The following is a 17639-nucleotide window of genomic DNA, read 5'->3' as shown; positions in this document are numbered from 1 at the left end:
CTTCGCTCCTATTTTGTGAGCAGTGGCTGTTCCACACCCGCAGTCCAGGTCAGCGGGCGAGAATATTTTCCATAATTGACACCGGCCTGTAGCTCGACATATTTGCATACAGGAATCACATTGCTGCTGCTGGCATCCACCTTGCGTTTGCAGACAGTTTCCGTGCGATTGGTGAGGGCCACATTGGCTGAATTATTGCTGCTATTGACACTGATGGCAGCACTCGCCCCCTGCGCAGAACCTATGTTTGCAATCACCGTCGATATGTTATTGCTCTGTACCGCCGCTTCGATGATGCCTTCCAGTCTGTGTTCTGCCTGCCTGAAATTGGCCGCAGAGCCTGCCATCTTGAGATCCTGCCCGGAGGACTGCATCACCACCACGGCGATCAGCGTCAGAGGTACCAGGATGATCAGAGCGACGATCAGGGCTACGCCATGCTGAGACCTCATGAACCACCTCCAGTCATGACCACCGGGTTGCGCAGCGACACGCTGCTCTCCAGCAGCAAACGACGAAATCCATCCCCATTGCCTGATACGCTGGTACTGCCTACCTGATAGATGTTGTTGTTCACATAGCTGCTGGATGCTTGCGACGACCGCACCAGAATAAAGACACGGGCAGCAACGACACGCCCTTCGCTCCATTCCTGCTCGGTCACGTTTGTAGACGCGACATAGCGATCAATGACCCCATCGGCAACAGGAGTGTCGTCAACACCAAACAGCACCGTCATGCGCTCAATCCCTTCCGCCATGGGGCCTCCGATCAGAACCGAGCCCCCATTGGCAGTCAGGTAACGCTTTCTCAGCTCCGGGTTGCCTGCGGCATTGGGAGCGAGATAATAGATAAAGTGCTGGTATTCCCAGAGCTGACGAGCCGGCATATCTGTCATCGTGGGCACTGTTTCTCCCCCTTTGAACATCAGCGCCGCTTGCGTCGTAGTAGCAAGATAGAAGCGATTGCCAGTAGCTGCGGCATCGGCCAGGGGCTGCCCAATCAATCGCTTGATGCTGATGACATCCGTATTGGCAACACGTGACGTCACGGGAATACAGGCAAAAGCCCCCCCGTTAATCGCCCTGTTGTTGTCCACCCGCGCGACCCAGACCCCCCGATTGGTTCCCACGCTGGGCGGCAAGCTGCCACGCCCCAAATTGTCCAGACAATCGTTCGCCGAAAGCACCGCAGACCCGCTGCTGAGAGTCACGCCTTGCCCCGTTGCCATGGGGGAACCGGTGTAGTCCCCCCAGAAGCCCGCCCACTTCAGGTCCTGTGTCACCAGACGCATCGCAATACGCCCGTTCTCCTGCAACTCGCTCTGATCGAATGCATCCTCCGTTGTGGCACGGGAAGCCACGAAGATGCTCAAGCCGCCACCGACCAGAAATACGCCGATCAACATGGCAATCAACCATTCAATCAGGGTGAAACCGCGGGCATTCATAGTGTGGTCGTCAGTACGAACTGACGCCTCTGTCTGTCTGCTGCATTGCCCAACCCACAACTGTTGCGCACTGCGGCCACTGCACCGGCACCATCGGACAGAGACTCCCGCCCCTGCCAGAAGATCCCTATGGTCAAACTGTTGTTGGCGCCACGAATCACGCAGCCGACCGGAGATTGCAGAGGTGACGCGGCACCGGATACCGCGGTTCCCAGCAGAGACTGCTGCCAGTAGAAGAGGTCCAGTGCCTGCCGCTCAGTCCTGCTGCAATCCGACATGGTGCCATTGTTGTTGGCACAGCTCGGCATTTCCAGGATCGCGTTGCCGGATACCACTGTCGTTCCCTGACCAGCCCAGCTGTCTTTGTTGATCCTGGCGCGTTCGACCAGATCATTGGCCAGCCAGTTGGCGATGGTGCGCTGACGCGCTTCGTAGCTGGAAAACTTGGCGGTGACCTGCATGGCAACCAATCCCAGCAAGCCGAAGGAGAGCACCACGGCCGCAATCATCACCTCCAGCAGGCTGAATCCCCTCGTGTGTCGATGGTGCAGTGGTTTCATCGCCTAGTCCCAGCAAGCATTGTTGACGGTATCCCCGAGCCGGGTGGCACTCCGGGTGCCATCCTGATCGATGGAGAAAATGATGCAGTCGCTGTCTGACCCCTGCGCACCAGAGGCTGTGGCAAACAGGATGTATGTATTGACCCCGGCTGAGATGACCAGGTGATAGAAGCCGGATTCGGAGTTCTCCGAGATATTCAAATCGGCTGCGGATGAGGTATATCGATTGAAGTCCATAAAATAGGTTTCTTGTCTGTTGGCGGCGTCCAACAGCATTTTTTTGGCATCAATTCGGTGGCTGGACAGCAGGTAACGCTGATAGGAGGGATAGGCAATAGTGCCAAGAATCGCCACGATTGCGACGACAATCATCAATTCAATGAGAGAAAAGCCTCGATAGAACCCAATCATAACCCATCCTTGGTGACTGGCGGTTCATATAGTCTAATGCCGGATAGGTCGCAACGACAAATCCGGCATCAGGAACATAACTCTTTATTCTCAGGCCATCCTGGCCACATTCAAATAATTCTAAGCTCGGGCGGCACTTCAAACACCACATTCTCTTCCCGGCCAGGATGCTCGGTCACTATCTTGCCTCCCAGCTCGCGCAGCCGGGCGATGACATTCTGAACAAGCACATCGGGGGCTGACGCACCCGCCGTGACCCCGATACGGGCAACCCCGTCCAGCCATTGCGGCTCAATCATGGAGGCATCGTCGATGAGGTAGGCCTTGGCGCCCACCTTCTCGGCCAGCTCCCTCAGACGGTTGGAGTTGGAAGAGTTGCGCGACCCCACCACCAGCATGGCGTCCACCAGCCCGGCCATCTCCCGCACCGCATCCTGGCGGTTTTGGGTGGCGTAGCAGATGTCATCCTTGCGCGGCCCCTGGATCTTGGGGAAGTGCGCACGCAACGCATCGATGACATCCGAGGTCTCGTCCACGCTGAGTGTCGTCTGGGTCACGAAGCAGAGGTCGTCCGGGTTCTTCACCTTGAGTTTGGCCACATCTTCCGGCGTCTCCACCAGATACATGCCACCCTCACTGTTCTCGTACTGTCCCATGGTGCCGATCACCTCGGGGTGGCCGGCATGGCCGATGAGCACGGCTTCGGAGCCCTTGCGACTGGCGCGATGGACCTCCATGTGCACCTTGGTCACCAGCGGACAGGTGGCATCGAACACCTTGAGGGCGCGGGATTTGGCCATCTCGCGCACGACCTTGGCGACACCGTGAGCGGAGAAGATGACGATGCTGTCATCCGGCACCTCGTCCAGCTCTTCGACGAAAACGGCACCCGCCTCCTTGAGCTTGTTCACCACATAGCGGTTGTGCACCACTTCGTGACGGACATAGATCGGGGCACCGAACTTCTCCAGCGCGCTCTCGACGATGCTGATGGCCCGGTCGACACCGGCACAGAAGCCACGGGGGTTAGCCAGCAGAATATCCATCAGTGCACCTTCTCCTCGTCATCAACCCCCAGGATCTCCACCTCGAAGGTGACGGTGTGACCGGCCAGGGGGTGGTTGAAATCGACCGTGACCGACATCCCTTCCACCGCCCGGATGATCCCGGGCAGTTCGCTGCCGTTGGGCTGGTCGAACAGAATGATGGTACCCACCTTGGGCTCAACTTCGTTACCGAACTTGGCGCGATCGAGATGGTAGATGTTGTCAGGATTGGAGAGGCCGAACGCCTCTTCCGGCGCCAGGGTAAAGCTCTTGCTCTCCCCTTCCCGCAACCCCAGCAGGCACTGCTCGAAGCTCGGCGTCAGGCTGCCGTCTCCCATCCGCAGACGGGCAGGCTTGCCGTGCAGCGCCGTGCTGTCGGCCACCGAGCCATCTTCCAGTTTGATAGAGAAATGGAACAGCACGCTGCTGTCCGCAGCAATCAGCTGGCTCATGAGGTCGCGTCCTGTTTTTTCTCGCCACGGAAGCCGTCCAGCACGATCATGGCGGCACCGATGAAGATGAAGCTGTCAGCCAGATTGAACGCCGGCCAGTGGGCGCGCTGCCAGTAAAAGTCGAGGAAGTCGACCACATGGCCCAGCACCAGCCGGTCAAACACGTTGCCGAGCGCCCCGCCGATGATCAGGCTGTAGGCGATACCGCTCCAGCGCTGGGTGACCGACTGCTTGCGCAGCCAGTGGATCAGCAGGCCACAGATGGCGAACGCCAGCACAGCGAAGAACCAGCGCTGCCAGCCTCCCTGATCCGCCAGGAAGCTGAAAGCCGCCCCCTTGTTGTAGACGTGGACCAGGTTGAAGAAGGGGGTGATCTCCACCCCCGGGTAGCCAAACGGCAGCAGCTTGACCACGGCGAGCTTGCTCGCCTGGTCCAGTACGAAGGCCAGCACCGCCAGCCACAGCCAACGCAGGCCGCTTTTATGTTGAGTCATGTTCATCAGGCAAATTGACGAGTTTCGCCGTCACCCTCGACGTTGGTGACGCAGCGGCCACAGATCTCTTCATGGCCCGCAATAGTGCCCACGTCTTCCACATGGTGCCAGCAGCGGTCGCACTTGGCGGCGGCAGACTGGGCCACGCAGAGCCACAGGTCATCACGCTCGGTTGCCACGGCCTCTGCCGGTGCAGCATCGACGCTGACCACCTTGGCCTTGGAGGTGAGCAGCACGAAGCGCAGCTCATCGGCCAGGGCGTTCAGACGCGCGGCCAGCTCCGGCTTGGCGAACAGGGTCAGCTCGGCCTGCAGAGAACCGCCGATGCGCTTCTCGCCACGGGCCACTTCCAGCGCCTTGTTCACTTCACCGCGCACGGTGAGGATCTCGGCCCAGAACTCGTCGTTCAGCACTTCGCCCGCTTCCAGCCCGAACAGGCCGTCGTACCACTCCTCGGTGAACACGAACTCGCCGCGCTCACCCGGCAGCAGGGCCCAGATCTCGTCGGCGGTGAAGCTCATGATGGGCGCCATCCAGCGCACCATGGCCTCGGCGATGTGATAGAGGGCGGTCTGGCAGGAGCGACGGGCCAGGCTGTCAGCCTTGGCGGTGTACTGGCGGTCCTTGATGACATCCAGATAGAAGGAGCCCATCTCGATGGAGCAGAACTGCATCAGCTTCTGGGTCACGCCGTGGAAGTTGTACTCATCGAACGCGGCTACGATCTCGGCTTGTACCGCTTTGGCACGGCCCACTGCCCAGCGATCCACCACTACCATGTCGGCAGGCGACACCATGTCGGTCGCCGGATTGAAACCGTTCAGGTTGGCCAGCAGGAAACGGGCAGTGTTGCGGATACGACGATAGGCGTCGGCGGAGCGCTTGAGGATCTCGTCGGAGACGGTCATCTCACCGGTGTAGTCAGTGCTCGCTACCCACAGACGCAGGATGTCGGCACCCAGCTTGTTCATCACGTCCTGAGGGCTTATCACGTTGCCGATGGACTTGGACATCTTGCGGCCCTGACCGTCCACGGTGAAGCCGTGAGTCAGCACCTGGTTGTAGGGTGCCTTGTCCTTCATGGCGACGCCGATCATCAGGGAGGACATGAACCAGCCACGGTGCTGGTCAGAGCCTTCCAGATACATGTCGGCCGGCTTGCCGTTGAACTCGGGACGGGCGTCGACCACGGAGGCGTGGGTAGAACCGGAGTCAAACCAGACGTCCAGGGTATCAGGCACCTTCTCGTAGTTGTCGGCGTCCGCGCCCAGCAGCTCGGCCTTGTCCAGATCCCACCAGGCCTGGATGCCGGACTGCTCGACCCGCTTGGCCACCTCTTCCATCAGGCGCACGGACTCCGGGTGCAGCGCCTGGGTATCCTTGTGAACGAACAGGGAGATGGGCACGCCCCAGGTACGCTGACGGGAGATGCACCAGTCAGGACGGTTCTCGACCATCGCCTGGATGCGGTTTTTACCCCAGGCCGGGACCCAGCCGCTTTGACCGTGCTGGGCAATGCCCTCTTTCTCGATACGCTCGATCTCTTCAAGAGCACGCTTGCGCAGACCCTTCTGCTCCATGCTGATGAACCACTGGGGGGTGGCACGGAAGATGATCGGAGTCTTGTGACGCCAGCAATGCGGGTAGGAGTGGTTGAATACCTTGTGATGCAGCAGGGCGCCGCGCTCGGTCAGCACCTCGACCACGGCCGCATTGGCCTTGAACACGTGCTGGCCGGCAAACAGTTCGGTATCCGGCAGATAGACGCCGTTGCTGCCAACCGGGTTGGCCACTTCCAGACCGTACTTCTGACCGACCACGAAGTCTTCCTGACCGTGACCAGGGGCGGTGTGTACCGCGCCGGTACCGGCGTCCAGAGTGACGTGGTCACCCAGCACCACAGGTACGTCGAAGCTGTAGAAGGGGTGGTTGAAGCGCAGCAGCTCGAGTGCAGCACCCTTGGCATAGCCCAGGTTGTGGAAGTGCTCGATGCCGGCGCGATCCATCACGTCCTTGACCAGCTCGGCGGCCAGGATCAGACGCTCGGGATTGTCGCCCTCTACCTGCACCAGTGCGTAGTCGAGATCGGCATGCATGGCGATGGCGCGGTTGGCCGGCAGGGTCCACGGAGTGGTGGTCCAGATCACGGCAGAGAGCGCGCCCTTGCCGGTGTGGCCTTCGGCGCAATCAAACTTGGCGGCAACGGCAGCCTCGTCGACGGCCTTGAAGCGCACGTCGATGGAGGGAGAGTTCTTGTCGTAGTACTCCACTTCCGCTTCAGCCAGCGCGGAGCCGCAATCGGTACACCAGTGCACCGGCTTGGAGCCTTTGTGCAGGTGGCCGTTTTCAACGATCTTGGCCATGGAGCGGATGATGTTGGCTTCGGTGCCAAAATCCATCGTCAGGTAGGGGTGTTCCCAGTCACCCAGCACGCCCAGACGGATGAAGTCGGTCTTCTGCGCTTCGATCTGGGTTTTGGCGTATTTGCGGCACTCGGCGCGAAACTCGGCGGCGGAAACCTTCTCGCCCGGCTTGCCGACCATGCCTTCCACTTTCAGCTCGATGGGCAGACCGTGGCAATCCCAGCCCGGTACATAGGGGGAATCGAAGCCAGAAAGGCCTTTGGACTTGATGATGATGTCTTTGAGGATCTTGTTGACCGAGTGACCGATGTGAATGCTGCCGTTCGCATAGGGGGGGCCATCGTGCAGAATGAAAGAAGGCTTGCCCGCTTTGGCGCGGCGAATGGCGCCGTAAAGATCCTGATCGTACCAACGTTTCAACATGTTGGGTTCGCGTTTGGCCAGATCGCCACGCATCGGAAACTCGGTTTCCGGCAGATTCAGGGTGTGTTTATAGTCGCTCATCAGTCCTGGGTTCCCTTCTTTTCTAAAAGAGTGCTGGGTAAATGAAATTGTGGCAGCCCGAACCAGGCTCGGGCCGCCAGGGCATCTCGTTCGATCTGCTCTTTCAAGGCGGTGAAAGAGTCAAATTTCTGCTCTTCGCGCAGCTTGTGGCGAAGCAGCACCTTGACCTGCTGACCATATAGATCACCAGAAAAATCAAATAGATGTACTTCCAATCTGGCTTGTGTACCACTCAAGGTCGGACGTACACCCACATTGGCGACACCGGGGAAAGTCTTGCCGGAACATATCACTTCCACCGCAAACACGCCACCGACCGGGACAACCTGGCGTTTGAGGGCCAGATTCGCGGTGGGAAAACCTATGGTGCGCCCCAGCTTGTCGCCGTGGGCCACCCGGCCGCTGATGGCATAGGGGCGACCGAGCATCAACTCCACCTCCGCCATGCGGCCCGCTTTGAGGGCCTCGCGCACCAGCGTACTGCTGACCCGCTGGCGGGAAAGCTGGAAACTCTGGGTGCTGATCACCTCGAACCCGAAGCGCCGACCGGCCTCCTCCAGCAGGTGGAAGTCCCCTTCCCGCCCCTTGCCGAAGCGAAAATCGTCGCCGACCACCAGATAGTGCACGCCGAGTTTCTCCACCAGCAGTTGCTCGATGAAGGTGCTGGCCGCCTGCTCGGCAAAACGATGGGTGAAACGCACGCAGAGCATGCGATCGATCTGCATTCCCTTGAGGGCTTCGTACTTCTCCCGCCAGCGGCTGAGGCGGGCGGGCGCGGCACTGCCCGCAAACAGCTCCAGCGGCTGGGGTTCGAACAACATGACGCAGGCTGGCAGGCCAAGTTGGGCGGCCTTATCCTGCAAACGGGCCAACACCGCGTGGTGCCCCTGATGAACCCCATCGAAGTTGCCTATGGTCAATACACAGCCCCGGTGACGGGGCTTGATATTGTGAATGCCGCGAATAAGCTCCATCAGTGCCTTGTGCGTTGCTGCCATGGAAATCGGCGGATTATATATCAGGCAGCAGGCAGGGTCAGCCCTGCCGTTGAGCCGATTTAGCCATCCCGCCCACTTCTCGGACTCGGCCAGGAGCATCGCACCTCGTTGGCGGGTTAACCCGACAGCCCCTGAGACCGCTCCCCCATCGACCCTGTACTGTCCCCTCCCTTGCAGCTGGCTCCTTATTGCTGACCGGCTCTCAGGTGCCGTGGCCGGATCCCCAATGCCAAGAGGACAATGCCATACAACGCTCCGCCCAGGCAGAGCAGCAGGGTCAACTCCAGGCTGGCCTTGCCCATGCTCCAGGCCCCCCATTGGGCGAGATCCGGTGACAGATAGGCCAGAAGCCCCCCCATCAAGACCGTTGCCGCCAAGAGCTTGAGGCAGAACAGCCCGGTGTTGCGGGAAGGGCGATAAACATCCTGCTGATAGAGCCCCTTGAACAGCAGTGCGGCGTTCAGGGTGCCGGAGCAGGCGGTCGCCAGCGCCAGCCCGACGTAGCCGAGCGGATAGATGAAAATAAGGTTGCACACCATGTTGGCTACCATGGCCATGATGCCGATACGCACCGGCGTCCTGGTGTCCTGGCGGGCGTAATAACCGGGGGCCAGCACCTTGATGAGCATCAAGGAGAGCAGCCCCGTAGTGGAGGCCAGCAGGCTGGCACTGGACATGCTCACCTCGTGCAGACCGAACTCACCGCGCATGAAAAGCACCCGCAGTATGGGCTCGCGCAGCACGGCGATGCCGACCATGGCTGGCAAGCCGAGCAGCATCACCATGCGTACTCCCCAATCCATGGTGCGAGAGAAATCCGCCGGATCCGCATCCACGTGTTTCCTGGCCAGGGCAGGCAGGATCACCGTGCTGATGGCCACCGCAAAGAGGCCGAGGGGGAACTCCAGCAACCTGTCAGAGTAGTAGAGATAGCTGATGGCGCCGGTGGCCAGAAACGAGGCCAGCATGGTGTTGATCAGCAGGTTGATCTGGCTGACCGACACGCCGAACAGGGCCGGGATCATCAGGGTACGGATCTTCACCACCCCGGGATGGTGCCAACCCCACTTGGGCCAGACCAGCATGTTGAGCTGGCGCAGAAAAGGGTACTGGAACAAAAACTGGACCAGACCGCCGAGGAAGACACCGATCGCCAGGGAGATCTCGGGGCGCTCCATCAAGGGCGCTATCCACCAGGCCGCCGCAATCATGGTGATGTTGAGGAACACCGGCGTGAAGGAGGACACGGCAAAACGGCCAAAGGTATTGAGAATGGCCCCCGCCATGGCGGTGAAGGTGATGAACCAGAGATAGGGGAAGGTGATCTTGAGCATCAGACTGGCCAACTCGAACTTCTCCGCCGCCGGTCCGCCGTGCAGCCAGTCCCAGAACCAGCCCCAGCCAAAGAGGGCCGTCAGGACACCGGAACCCAGCACCCCGAGCAAGGTGACCACGGTGACGATGCCACCCAGGGTGCCCGCCACCGCCGCCAGCAACTCCCGAACCGCCTGCTCGTCACCATTTTTCTTGTACTCCGTCATCACGGGCACGAAGGCCTGGTTGAATGCCCCTTCGGCAAAGAGCCGGCGCAAGAAGTTGGGAATGCGATTGGCGAAGAAGAAGACGTCTGCGGCCACCCCGGCACCGAGCAAATTGGCGATGACCACATCGCGCACCAAGCCCATCACACGGGATGCCAGCGTCATTCCGGACACTATCATGCCGGATTTGATCAATTTCTTACTCAAGACGAGGCCTCTGGAACTGTCGGAAAGAAAAGAATGCTGTTAGAATCGGCCGACAGTTTAACCGTCTCCCATCTGACACACCACCGGGGGGCGGTGTTTATTTGCACAAATCATTTGACAATATGTGGTTGGGAAGGCATATTTCCGGGCCTTTTCAATACACTCGCTAAGACAGTTTTAGGAGTTTTACCTTGGCTAACATCAAATCTGCTAAGAAGCGTGCTCTTCAGTCAGAGAAACGTCGTCAGCACAACGCCAGCCGTCGTTCCATGACCCGTACCTACCTGAAGAAAGTGATCGCTGCCATCGCCTCTGGTGACAAGGCTGCTGCCACTGCCGCTTTCGCTGTTGCTCAGCCGATCATGGATCGTATGGCGACCAAAGGCCTGATCCACAAGAACAAAGCAGCTCGTCACAAGAGCCGCCTGTCTGCCCAGATCAAAGCCATGGCTTAATCAGCATCCGCTGATGAAAGCTGAAAAAACCGGCCTAGTGCCGGTTTTTTATTTGGGGTCGCTACAGTACAGTCTGTGCAACAGTCCGATCATCTCACGCACTTCATGGCTGCGCAGGGAATAATAGACCGTCTGGGCTTCCTTCCTCGTCGCCACCAGCTCATCCCGGCGCAACACCGCCAGATGCTGCGACATGGCTGACTGGCTCAATCCCAAGACCTCGTTCAGCTCGCCGACCGACAGCTCCCTATCCAGCAACTGGCACAAGATAAACAGCCGTCGCTCATTGGCCAATGCCTTGAGCAGGGTGACGGCACGCCCGGCATTCGCTTCCATCTCTTCCAATTGCATCTCACCCTCCTCTTCCAAGACAGGCATCATAGCGCCGTCACCGTCGATTTAAAACGAGAGGCTTGCCGGCTGAATGGCCGTGAAATCCTCCTGCCCGGCAAAGAGGAAGGAGAAATCACTCTCGCATACTCGCTTAACCGCAGGATGTTGGATCATCCGCTCGGCAAAGATGACGTAATACTCCTCCATCAGATCCTGGGTTTCACCTAGCAGCATCACCTCCTCCCCCTCCAGGATCTCTTCCCGATAGATGGTCGGAGCCATGAAGATGCCCTGGTTGAAGAAGCCGAACGCCTTCATCAGCGCCGCATCATCGAATTCTCCCAGAATACTGGGGGAAATCCCCTGCTGCTCGAACCACTGGGTCAGTTGACGACCCATGGCGGTACGGCGGCCCGGGATGAGCAGCTTGCGCTCTTCCAGGCAAGCAGGGAAAGGCTGGGAGGGCAAAGGCGCCTTGCAGAAGAAACTGACGCCACATCCCCCCAGACGCTTGGACAGCAACCCGGCATGCTGGCTGGAGTCCACCGGGCAATCAGAGAGGATCATGTCGAGCTTGTGCTCGCTCAACTGCTCCAGGAGCAGTTCATGGGTCGACTCGAAGCAGCGCAGGTGAATGGAACCGTCATTGGGGATCACGGAGAGCAGTACCCGGCTGGCGAGACGCTTGGAGAGTGCATCGGCGATGCCCACGTCGAACAGGATCTGGCTCTCCTTGCGGTAGTTGACGATATCCAGCATCTCGTAGGAGAGGCTGAACATCTTGTCCGCATAGCGAAATACCAGTTGGCCAAGCTCGGTGGCCTCAAGGGAGCGCCCCTTTCTGATCAGCAACTTGCCGCCAAGACGCTGCTCAAGCAGTTTGATCTGACCGGTCACGGTCTGTGGGGTCAAAAAGAGGGCTTCCGCCGCCTGCGTGACGGAGCCCTTCTTCTGAGTCATCCAAAAATAGTAGAGATGGTTGTAGTTAAGGTGTGACATCCGATGGGGTTCCCGCGCCAGGCGGGCTCCGGTAGCAGCTGAGTTCAACCGCCAGAATGTCATACATGTCGCTGATCGAGTCAACCTTGTTCGCGTCGAACTGTGCCTGCAGATGGGCCTTGAGACGACCGGCATCCGGCATTCGCTCGGTGCAATAGCGCTTGTTGGACAGCTTGACTCGCTCGCCGGCACGACTGCTCAGTGCCCGTTCGGCGAAGGTCTCTCCGAACCGGGCTTTTACCTGAGAGTCCCCCAGCATGAGTGCGCTGTCGACCACCCCGTTGAGATAGGCAGAACAACTTGCCGAGGTGGCATCCCGCTGACAATCGGCCAGACTATCTGCCCAGAGTGCAGGGCTCGCCAGCATGACTAACCATCCTAGTTTTCTCATAACCCCTCCGTACTTTGATTCGCCTCCCGATTGGGCAGCGATATCCGCAGGGCGATGTAACCGATCACGGCCGCGAGTGTGGAACCTGCCAGGATCCCGAGGCGCGAGTAGCTGCCGTAGTCCAGTCCGCCATGCTCGAATGCCAGCGATGCGATAAACATCGACATGGTGAAGCCGATGCCACACAGGATGCTGACGGCAAAGATCTGTCTGAAGTTCACTCCTTGCGGCAATTGGGCAATGCCTGATTTCACTGCCAGCCAGCTGATGGTGAAAATCCCGAGCGGCTTGCCGACGAAGAGCCCCAGGATGATCCCCATGGGGAGCGGATTGAGCAGAGCCGAGAAGTAGACCCCCTCCAGCGATACCCCGGCGTTGGCGAAAGCGAACAGCGGCAGGATCAGGAAGGCGCTCCAGGGGTGCAGCACATGCTCCAGATGCTTGAGTGGCGATGCGTAACGCTTGCCGTTGAGGGGGATCATGAAGCCCACGATGACCCCCGCCAGGGTCGCATGGACACCGGACTTGAGCACGGCAACCCAGAGCACCAGGCCGACTAGCATATAGAGTCCAATCCTGTCCTCACCACGGCGATTCATCCAGAGCAAGGTCAGGGTGGCCACCACACCTATCGCCAGCGCAGTCAGCGACAGTTGCTGGGTGTAGAAGAGGGCAATGATGATGATGACCCCCAGATCGTCCATGATGGCCAGCGCCAGCAAGAAGACCTTGAGGCTGGTCGGTACCCGCTTGCCCAGCAGCGCCATGACCCCGAGAGCGAAGGCGATGTCGGTTGCGGCCGGAATCGCCCAGCCAGCACGGGTAGCCTCGTCTCCGTAGTTGAAGAAGCTATAGATGAGGGCCGGTGCCAACATCCCACCCACGGCGGCAATGGCCGGGAAGGTTGCCTGCACCCGGGAGGAAAGCGCCCCCTCCAGCATCTCTCGCTTCACCTCGAGACCCACCAGAAGGAAGAAGATCGCCATGAAGCCATCGTTGATCCAGAGCAGCAGCGGCTTGTTGATGTCGAGCGCCGCGATGCGAACTTGCACCTCGGTATTGAGGAAGCTCTGATAGTGTTGCGCCAGTGCCGAATTGGCCAGGCCGATGGCAAGCAGGGCGGCCAGGATCAGAATGATCCCGGAAGCAGACTCCAGTTTGAGAAAACGCTTGAATACATCGCTCATATCTAACTACCCATAAGATTCCATTTTTTCAGTCTAGGGCCCGAGTAGCTCAATGAAAAATCGTTTCTAACGGCCGATAAAAACGGAAAAACCGAAAGCAAAACAGATAATGCCTGCTATAAGCCGGTTACTACCCTCTTTCAAGAGCCTTCTCTCCACCCGGAACATCGCATATAAATTCACATAAAATGCAAAAGGCGCCCGCAGGCGCCTCTAACAGCTGAGTGTCAATTCATCGTCACCTGAGAGGCGGGACTCGCCCCAGGCTCATTACTTACTCAAATAGCGACAGGCGCCTTGATCCCAGGATGGGGATCATAGCCCTGGATCTCGAAATCCTCGAATCTGTAATCGAAGATGGAGTCAGGTTTGCGCTTGATCACCAGTTGCGGCAAAGGGCGCGGTTCACGGGTGAGTTGCAGTGCGGTCTGCTCCATGTGGTTGGAATAGAGGTGCACATCACCACCGGTCCAGACAAAGTCCCCCACTTCCAGATCGCACTGCTGCGCCATCATGTGGGTCAGCAGCGCATAGCTGGCAATGTTGAACGGCAGGCCAAGGAAAACATCACAACTGCGCTGGTAGAGCTGGCAGGAGAGCTTGCCATCCGCCACATAGAACTGGAAGAAGGCGTGGCAGGGTGCCAACGCCATCTTGTCCAGCTCGCCCACGTTCCAGGCGGAGACGATGATGCGGCGGGAATCCGGGTTGTGCTTGATGTCATCCACCGCTTTCTGGATCTGGTCGATGACAGATCCATCGGCCGCTGGCCAGGAGCGCCACTGGGCACCATAGACAGGCCCCAGATCACCGTGCTCGTCGGCCCACTCATCCCAGATGCTGACACCGTGCTCTTTCAGATAGGCGGTGTTGGTATCGCCATTGAGGAACCAGAGCAGCTCATGAATGATGGAGCGCAGGTGGCACTTCTTGGTGGTCACCAGCGGGAATCCTTCCGCCAGATTGAAGCGCATCTGATGACCGAACAAGGAGACTGTCCCGGTGCCGGTGCGATCGGATTTGACGGTCCCTTCATCCAGAATTTTCTGCATCAGGTCGAGATAGGCACGCATTACTTCGCCTCCTTCGGTGCATTGCCGAACAGACGGGGCTGCTTGTAGGCGGCCCAGACCATGAGCCCCCCCGCCACTATCATCGGGGTAGAAAGGATCTGACCCATGCTGATCTCATTGAAGTAGAGACCCAGCTGGCTGTCTGGTTGACGAACAAACTCCACCAGGAAGCGGAACAGACCGTAGAACAGCAGGAACATCCCGGAAATGGCGCCACGGGGTGGGTGCTTGCGCCAGAACAGGTTCAGGATGATGAAGAGCACCACCCCTTCCAGCGCGAACTGGTAAAGCTGGGACGGGTGACGCGGCTCGGGCCCAGCCTCGGGGAAGATGATGGCCCAGGGGACATCGGTGACCCGACCCCACAGCTCGCCGTTCATGAAGTTGCCGATGCGGCCAACACCGAGGCCGAACGGAATGAGCGGCGCCACGAAATCCGCCACGGTGAAGAAGTGGCGCTGGGTTTTGTGGGCAAACCAGATCATGGCGGTGATCACCCCGATGAGGCCACCGTGGAACGACATGCCACCGGTCCATATCTTGAACAGATAGGTCGGGTCGGCAAGGAAGAGATCGAAGTTGTAGAACAGCACATAGCCGATACGGCCACCCAGGATCACCCCGAGGAAGCCATAAAACAGCAGGTCGGATACCTCGTTGCGGGTCCAGCCGCTGTTGGGTGCATCGGCACGGCGACCTGCCAGCCACATGGCGAAGGCAAAACCGAACAGGTACATGAGACCATACCAGCGTACCGATAATGGTCCCAAACTGAATGCTACGGGATCAATCTGCGAGAAAACCCAATATCCGTCGTGCTGCATAGGCGGCCCCAATCATAAGAAAAGCCGCATTCTCCTATCATTCTTACGCAGTAACAAGACGGAATATCAATCGGGCAGCCTGACCTTGTGCCCAGCCCGCAGTAAGCCTCCCAGACCGTGCTCTTCCAGATAGCGGGCAAACAGGCCGCGCAGAACGTGAGGATTGTCATGCTTGAGACCATCCGCCATCAGCGTCTTCAACTCACCAAGGTCGGATTGCCGCAGCACGTATTTGATACGGGAGATGTTGTGGGTATTCATGCTGAAACGGCGATAGCCCATGGCCAAGAGCAGCAGCACTCCGACCGGATCGCCAGCCAGCTCGCCACAGACAGAGACCGGCTTGTGATAGCGCCGGGAGGCATCGACCAGCAGTTGCAAAGCGCGGATCACCGCGGGATGGAAGGCATCGTAGATGCTGGCGACACGGGCATTGTTGCGATCCACCGCCAGCAGGTACTGGGTCAGGTCGTTGCTGCCCACCGACCAGAAGTCGATGAGCGGCGCCATCTCCGGCAGGATGTACAGCGCGGAGGGGACTTCGATCATCACCCCGAGACTGGGGTAGCGGATCACCGCATCGCGGCTGGCCGCTTCTTCCGACACCTCGCGCCACGCCTGATCCAGCAGACGACGGGAGGCCTTGATTTCACTGACACTGCTGATCATCGGCAGCATGATGGCCAGATTGTCCAGCCCTTCGCTGGCCCGCAACATGGCCTTGAGCTGCACCAGGAAGAGTTCGGGGTGATCCAGGGTGAGCCGGATCCCCCGCCAACCAAGGAAGGGATTTTCCTCCACGATGGGAAAATAGGGCAGTTGCTTATCCCCCCCCACGTCCAGAGTCCGCATGCAAACCGGGCGATCCCGATAGGTTTCCAGGATCCCGCGATAGCGGGCAGTCTGCTCCCACTCCGAAGGGAAGCTGTCCTGCAGCATGAAGGGGATCTCGGTGCGATAGAGCCCGACCCCGTCCGCCAGATGATTGAGGGAGATCTCGGTATCCGCACTCAGCCCTGCGTTGAGCAGCAGAGAGACCTTGGTGCCGTCGGCAGTCTCGGAGGGCTGGTTGTCGACGCTACGCACCAGGGTGTCGAGTGCCCGCTCCTCACTCAGCAGTTGCCGGTACTCGGTCAGGATCACCTGGTTGGGTTCGATGAAGAGATCGCCGCTGTAGCCATCGATGACCAGAGTGCGCCCACCGATGTCACCGAGGGGCAGATCCACCCCCATGATGGCCGCCACCCCCATGGCACGGGCCAGGATGGCGGCATGGGAGTTGGTCCCGCCCTTGAGCGACACCACACCGCTCAGAAATTCCCTCGGGATCTCCGCAAGGATGGTGGCCGTCACTTCATCGGCGACCAGCACCACGGGTTCGCCTATGGTGAGCTGCTCGGGTTCGTCCTGAACCAGCCGGCTGATGAGCCGCTGGGCGATATCTTTCACATCGGTGGAGCGTTCCCGCAGATAGGGATCCTTCATCCCCTTGAACTGCTCTATCAGCCGATCGCTGATGAGTTTGACCGCCGAGATCGCCGTCCAGTGTTCCTTGCTGACCTTGTTGCGGATGGGCTTGATGTAGCCGGGATCGTTCAACAGGTGCAGATAGATGTCGAAGATGGCGACCGAGTCCTGGCTGTAGCTCTCGCGAAAGCGCAGTGCGAGGCTCTCCAGATCGTGGCGCACTTCCTCCACCGCCAGCTCGAGACGGGCAAGCTGCTTGGCATGATCCTCGTCCTTGCGCGGCGTGATGGTATTGAGCGCCTTGCGCGGACGCCACACCCAGGCCTTGGCGATGGCGATGCCACTCGCCCCGGCAATACCGCGCAGCGGCTTGCTCCAGTCGGTCTTCTGCAGCCACCCCTTGGCCTGGGCCTGGGCGATGCGGGCAGCCAGCTGAGCCGCCAGGGTGACCATGAAGGACTCCTCCCCCTCATCGAAGAGGCGGCTCTCCTTCTGCTGCACGACCAGAATCCCCACCACCTGACGCTGATGCATGATGGGAGCGCCGAGGAAGGAGCGAAACGCCTCTTCCGCCACATCGGGCAGGAACTTGAAACTGGGATGGGAGGGGGCATCCGCCAGGTTGATCAGCTCTTCACGCTGACCCACCAGACCGACGATACCCTGCTCGAACGGCAGGGTGGCCTTGCCCACGGCCGATTCGGCCAGACCATCGGTCGCAGCCAGTCGATAGCGGCGCATGTCGGGCTCGGCCACATAGACGGAGCAGCAGTCCACCGTCATGGCGAGCCGGGTCTGGCTCACCAATGCTTGCAAGGCCTGTTCGAGGGTGTTGGCCTCGGCCATGCTTTCCACGATGCGTCTGAGTTCCGTCAGCAACTAGT

Annotated in this window: 18 protein-coding genes; 1 reads left to right on the top strand and 17 read right to left on the bottom strand. The window is 59.4% G+C overall.

All coding sequences use genetic code 11. From position 1 onward, the window contains the following. Positions 1–8: 8 nt before the first annotated feature. From tppD to murJ, 10 genes are all read right to left on the bottom strand, one after another. On the bottom strand, positions 9–452 hold the full coding sequence (gene tppD / locus H7R73_RS02840) for a type IVa pilus pseudopilin TppD (protein ID WP_042014886.1): 444 nt from the start codon (positions 450–452) through the stop codon (positions 9–11). Beyond that, positions 449–1450 (bottom strand): PilW family protein, encoded by a 1002-nt coding sequence (locus H7R73_RS02835; protein WP_081332015.1) that lies wholly within the window; start codon positions 1448–1450, stop codon positions 449–451. Before H7R73_RS02835 ends, tppD begins: the two co-directional genes overlap by 4 nt. Further along, on the bottom strand, positions 1447–2010 hold the full coding sequence (gene pilV / locus H7R73_RS02830; RefSeq protein ID WP_103260843.1) for a type IV pilus modification protein PilV: 564 nt from the start codon (positions 2008–2010) through the stop codon (positions 1447–1449). Before pilV ends, H7R73_RS02835 begins: the two co-directional genes overlap by 4 nt. A gap of 3 nt (positions 2011–2013) precedes the next feature. Then, positions 2014–2421, bottom strand: a complete 408-nt coding sequence (gene tppA, locus H7R73_RS02825; RefSeq protein ID WP_039039991.1) for a type IVa pilus pseudopilin TppA — start codon at positions 2419–2421, stop codon at positions 2014–2016. A gap of 110 nt (positions 2422–2531) precedes the next feature. Beyond that, positions 2532–3467 (bottom strand): 4-hydroxy-3-methylbut-2-enyl diphosphate reductase, encoded by a 936-nt coding sequence (gene ispH / locus H7R73_RS02820; protein ID WP_039039990.1) that lies wholly within the window; start codon positions 3465–3467, stop codon positions 2532–2534. Next, positions 3467–3919, bottom strand: a complete 453-nt coding sequence (gene fkpB, locus H7R73_RS02815) for an FKBP-type peptidyl-prolyl cis-trans isomerase (RefSeq protein WP_041210958.1) — start codon at positions 3917–3919, stop codon at positions 3467–3469. Before fkpB ends, ispH begins: the two co-directional genes overlap by 1 nt. Further along, positions 3916–4419 carry a signal peptidase II gene (gene lspA / locus H7R73_RS02810; protein ID WP_010673100.1) on the bottom strand — a complete coding sequence of 168 codons (504 nt, stop codon included), beginning with the start codon at positions 4417–4419 and terminating at the stop codon, positions 3916–3918. The genes fkpB and lspA overlap by 4 nt, the downstream gene beginning before the upstream one ends. Then, positions 4419–7280 (bottom strand): isoleucine--tRNA ligase, encoded by a 2862-nt coding sequence (ileS, locus tag H7R73_RS02805; RefSeq protein ID WP_103260844.1) that lies wholly within the window; start codon positions 7278–7280, stop codon positions 4419–4421. The genes lspA and ileS overlap by 1 nt, the downstream gene beginning before the upstream one ends. Continuing rightward, on the bottom strand, positions 7280–8254 hold the full coding sequence (ribF, locus tag H7R73_RS02800; RefSeq protein WP_048209146.1) for a bifunctional riboflavin kinase/FAD synthetase: 975 nt from the start codon (positions 8252–8254) through the stop codon (positions 7280–7282). Before ribF ends, ileS begins: the two co-directional genes overlap by 1 nt. Positions 8255–8463: 209 nt before the next feature. Then, positions 8464–10026, bottom strand: coding sequence for a murein biosynthesis integral membrane protein MurJ (murJ, locus tag H7R73_RS02795; protein WP_048209144.1), 1563 nt, complete (start codon positions 10024–10026; stop codon positions 8464–8466). A gap of 191 nt (positions 10027–10217) precedes the next feature. Here murJ and rpsT point away from each other — a divergent pair, with 191 nt between their 5' ends. Further along, positions 10218–10481: a 30S ribosomal protein S20 gene (gene rpsT / locus H7R73_RS02790; RefSeq protein WP_005308808.1), complete on the top strand. Its 264-nt coding sequence runs from the start codon at positions 10218–10220 to the stop codon at positions 10479–10481. Between the two features lie 48 nt (positions 10482–10529). On the opposite strand, the gene H7R73_RS02785 is transcribed toward rpsT, so the two are convergent. From H7R73_RS02785 to ptsP, 7 genes are all read right to left on the bottom strand, one after another. Then, positions 10530–10832 carry an ArsR/SmtB family transcription factor gene (locus tag H7R73_RS02785; RefSeq protein WP_029313781.1) on the bottom strand — a complete coding sequence of 101 codons (303 nt, stop codon included), beginning with the start codon at positions 10830–10832 and terminating at the stop codon, positions 10530–10532. Positions 10833–10880: 48 nt separating this feature from the next. Further along, the gene (gene nhaR / locus H7R73_RS02780) at positions 10881–11813 is read right to left on the bottom strand and encodes a transcriptional activator NhaR (protein WP_010673095.1); all 933 of its coding nucleotides are present in this window, start codon (positions 11811–11813) and stop codon (positions 10881–10883) included. Further along, positions 11800–12180 carry a hypothetical protein gene (locus H7R73_RS02775; protein ID WP_175429470.1) on the bottom strand — a complete coding sequence of 127 codons (381 nt, stop codon included), beginning with the start codon at positions 12178–12180 and terminating at the stop codon, positions 11800–11802. Before H7R73_RS02775 ends, nhaR begins: the two co-directional genes overlap by 14 nt. A gap of 20 nt (positions 12181–12200) precedes the next feature. After that, on the bottom strand, positions 12201–13391 hold the full coding sequence (gene nhaA / locus H7R73_RS02770) for a Na+/H+ antiporter NhaA (protein WP_049636461.1): 1191 nt from the start codon (positions 13389–13391) through the stop codon (positions 12201–12203). A gap of 278 nt (positions 13392–13669) precedes the next feature. Beyond that, positions 13670–14464 (bottom strand): thymidylate synthase, encoded by a 795-nt coding sequence (gene thyA / locus H7R73_RS02765; RefSeq protein WP_039039983.1) that lies wholly within the window; start codon positions 14462–14464, stop codon positions 13670–13672. After that, positions 14464–15288 (bottom strand): prolipoprotein diacylglyceryl transferase, encoded by an 825-nt coding sequence (gene lgt, locus H7R73_RS02760; RefSeq protein WP_043153049.1) that lies wholly within the window; start codon positions 15286–15288, stop codon positions 14464–14466. Before lgt ends, thyA begins: the two co-directional genes overlap by 1 nt. Positions 15289–15354: 66 nt before the next feature. Beyond that, on the bottom strand, positions 15355–17634 hold the full coding sequence (gene ptsP, locus H7R73_RS02755) for a phosphoenolpyruvate--protein phosphotransferase (protein WP_069784304.1): 2280 nt from the start codon (positions 17632–17634) through the stop codon (positions 15355–15357). Positions 17635–17639 lie beyond the last annotated feature (5 nt).

It is taken from the genome of Aeromonas sp. WP2-W18-CRE-05 (assembly GCF_014168615.1).
GTDB lineage: Bacteria > Pseudomonadota > Gammaproteobacteria > Enterobacterales > Aeromonadaceae > Aeromonas > Aeromonas caviae.
The sequence above is the reverse complement of the archived record's forward strand: the minus strand, read 5'-3'. Positions and strand labels throughout refer to the sequence as shown.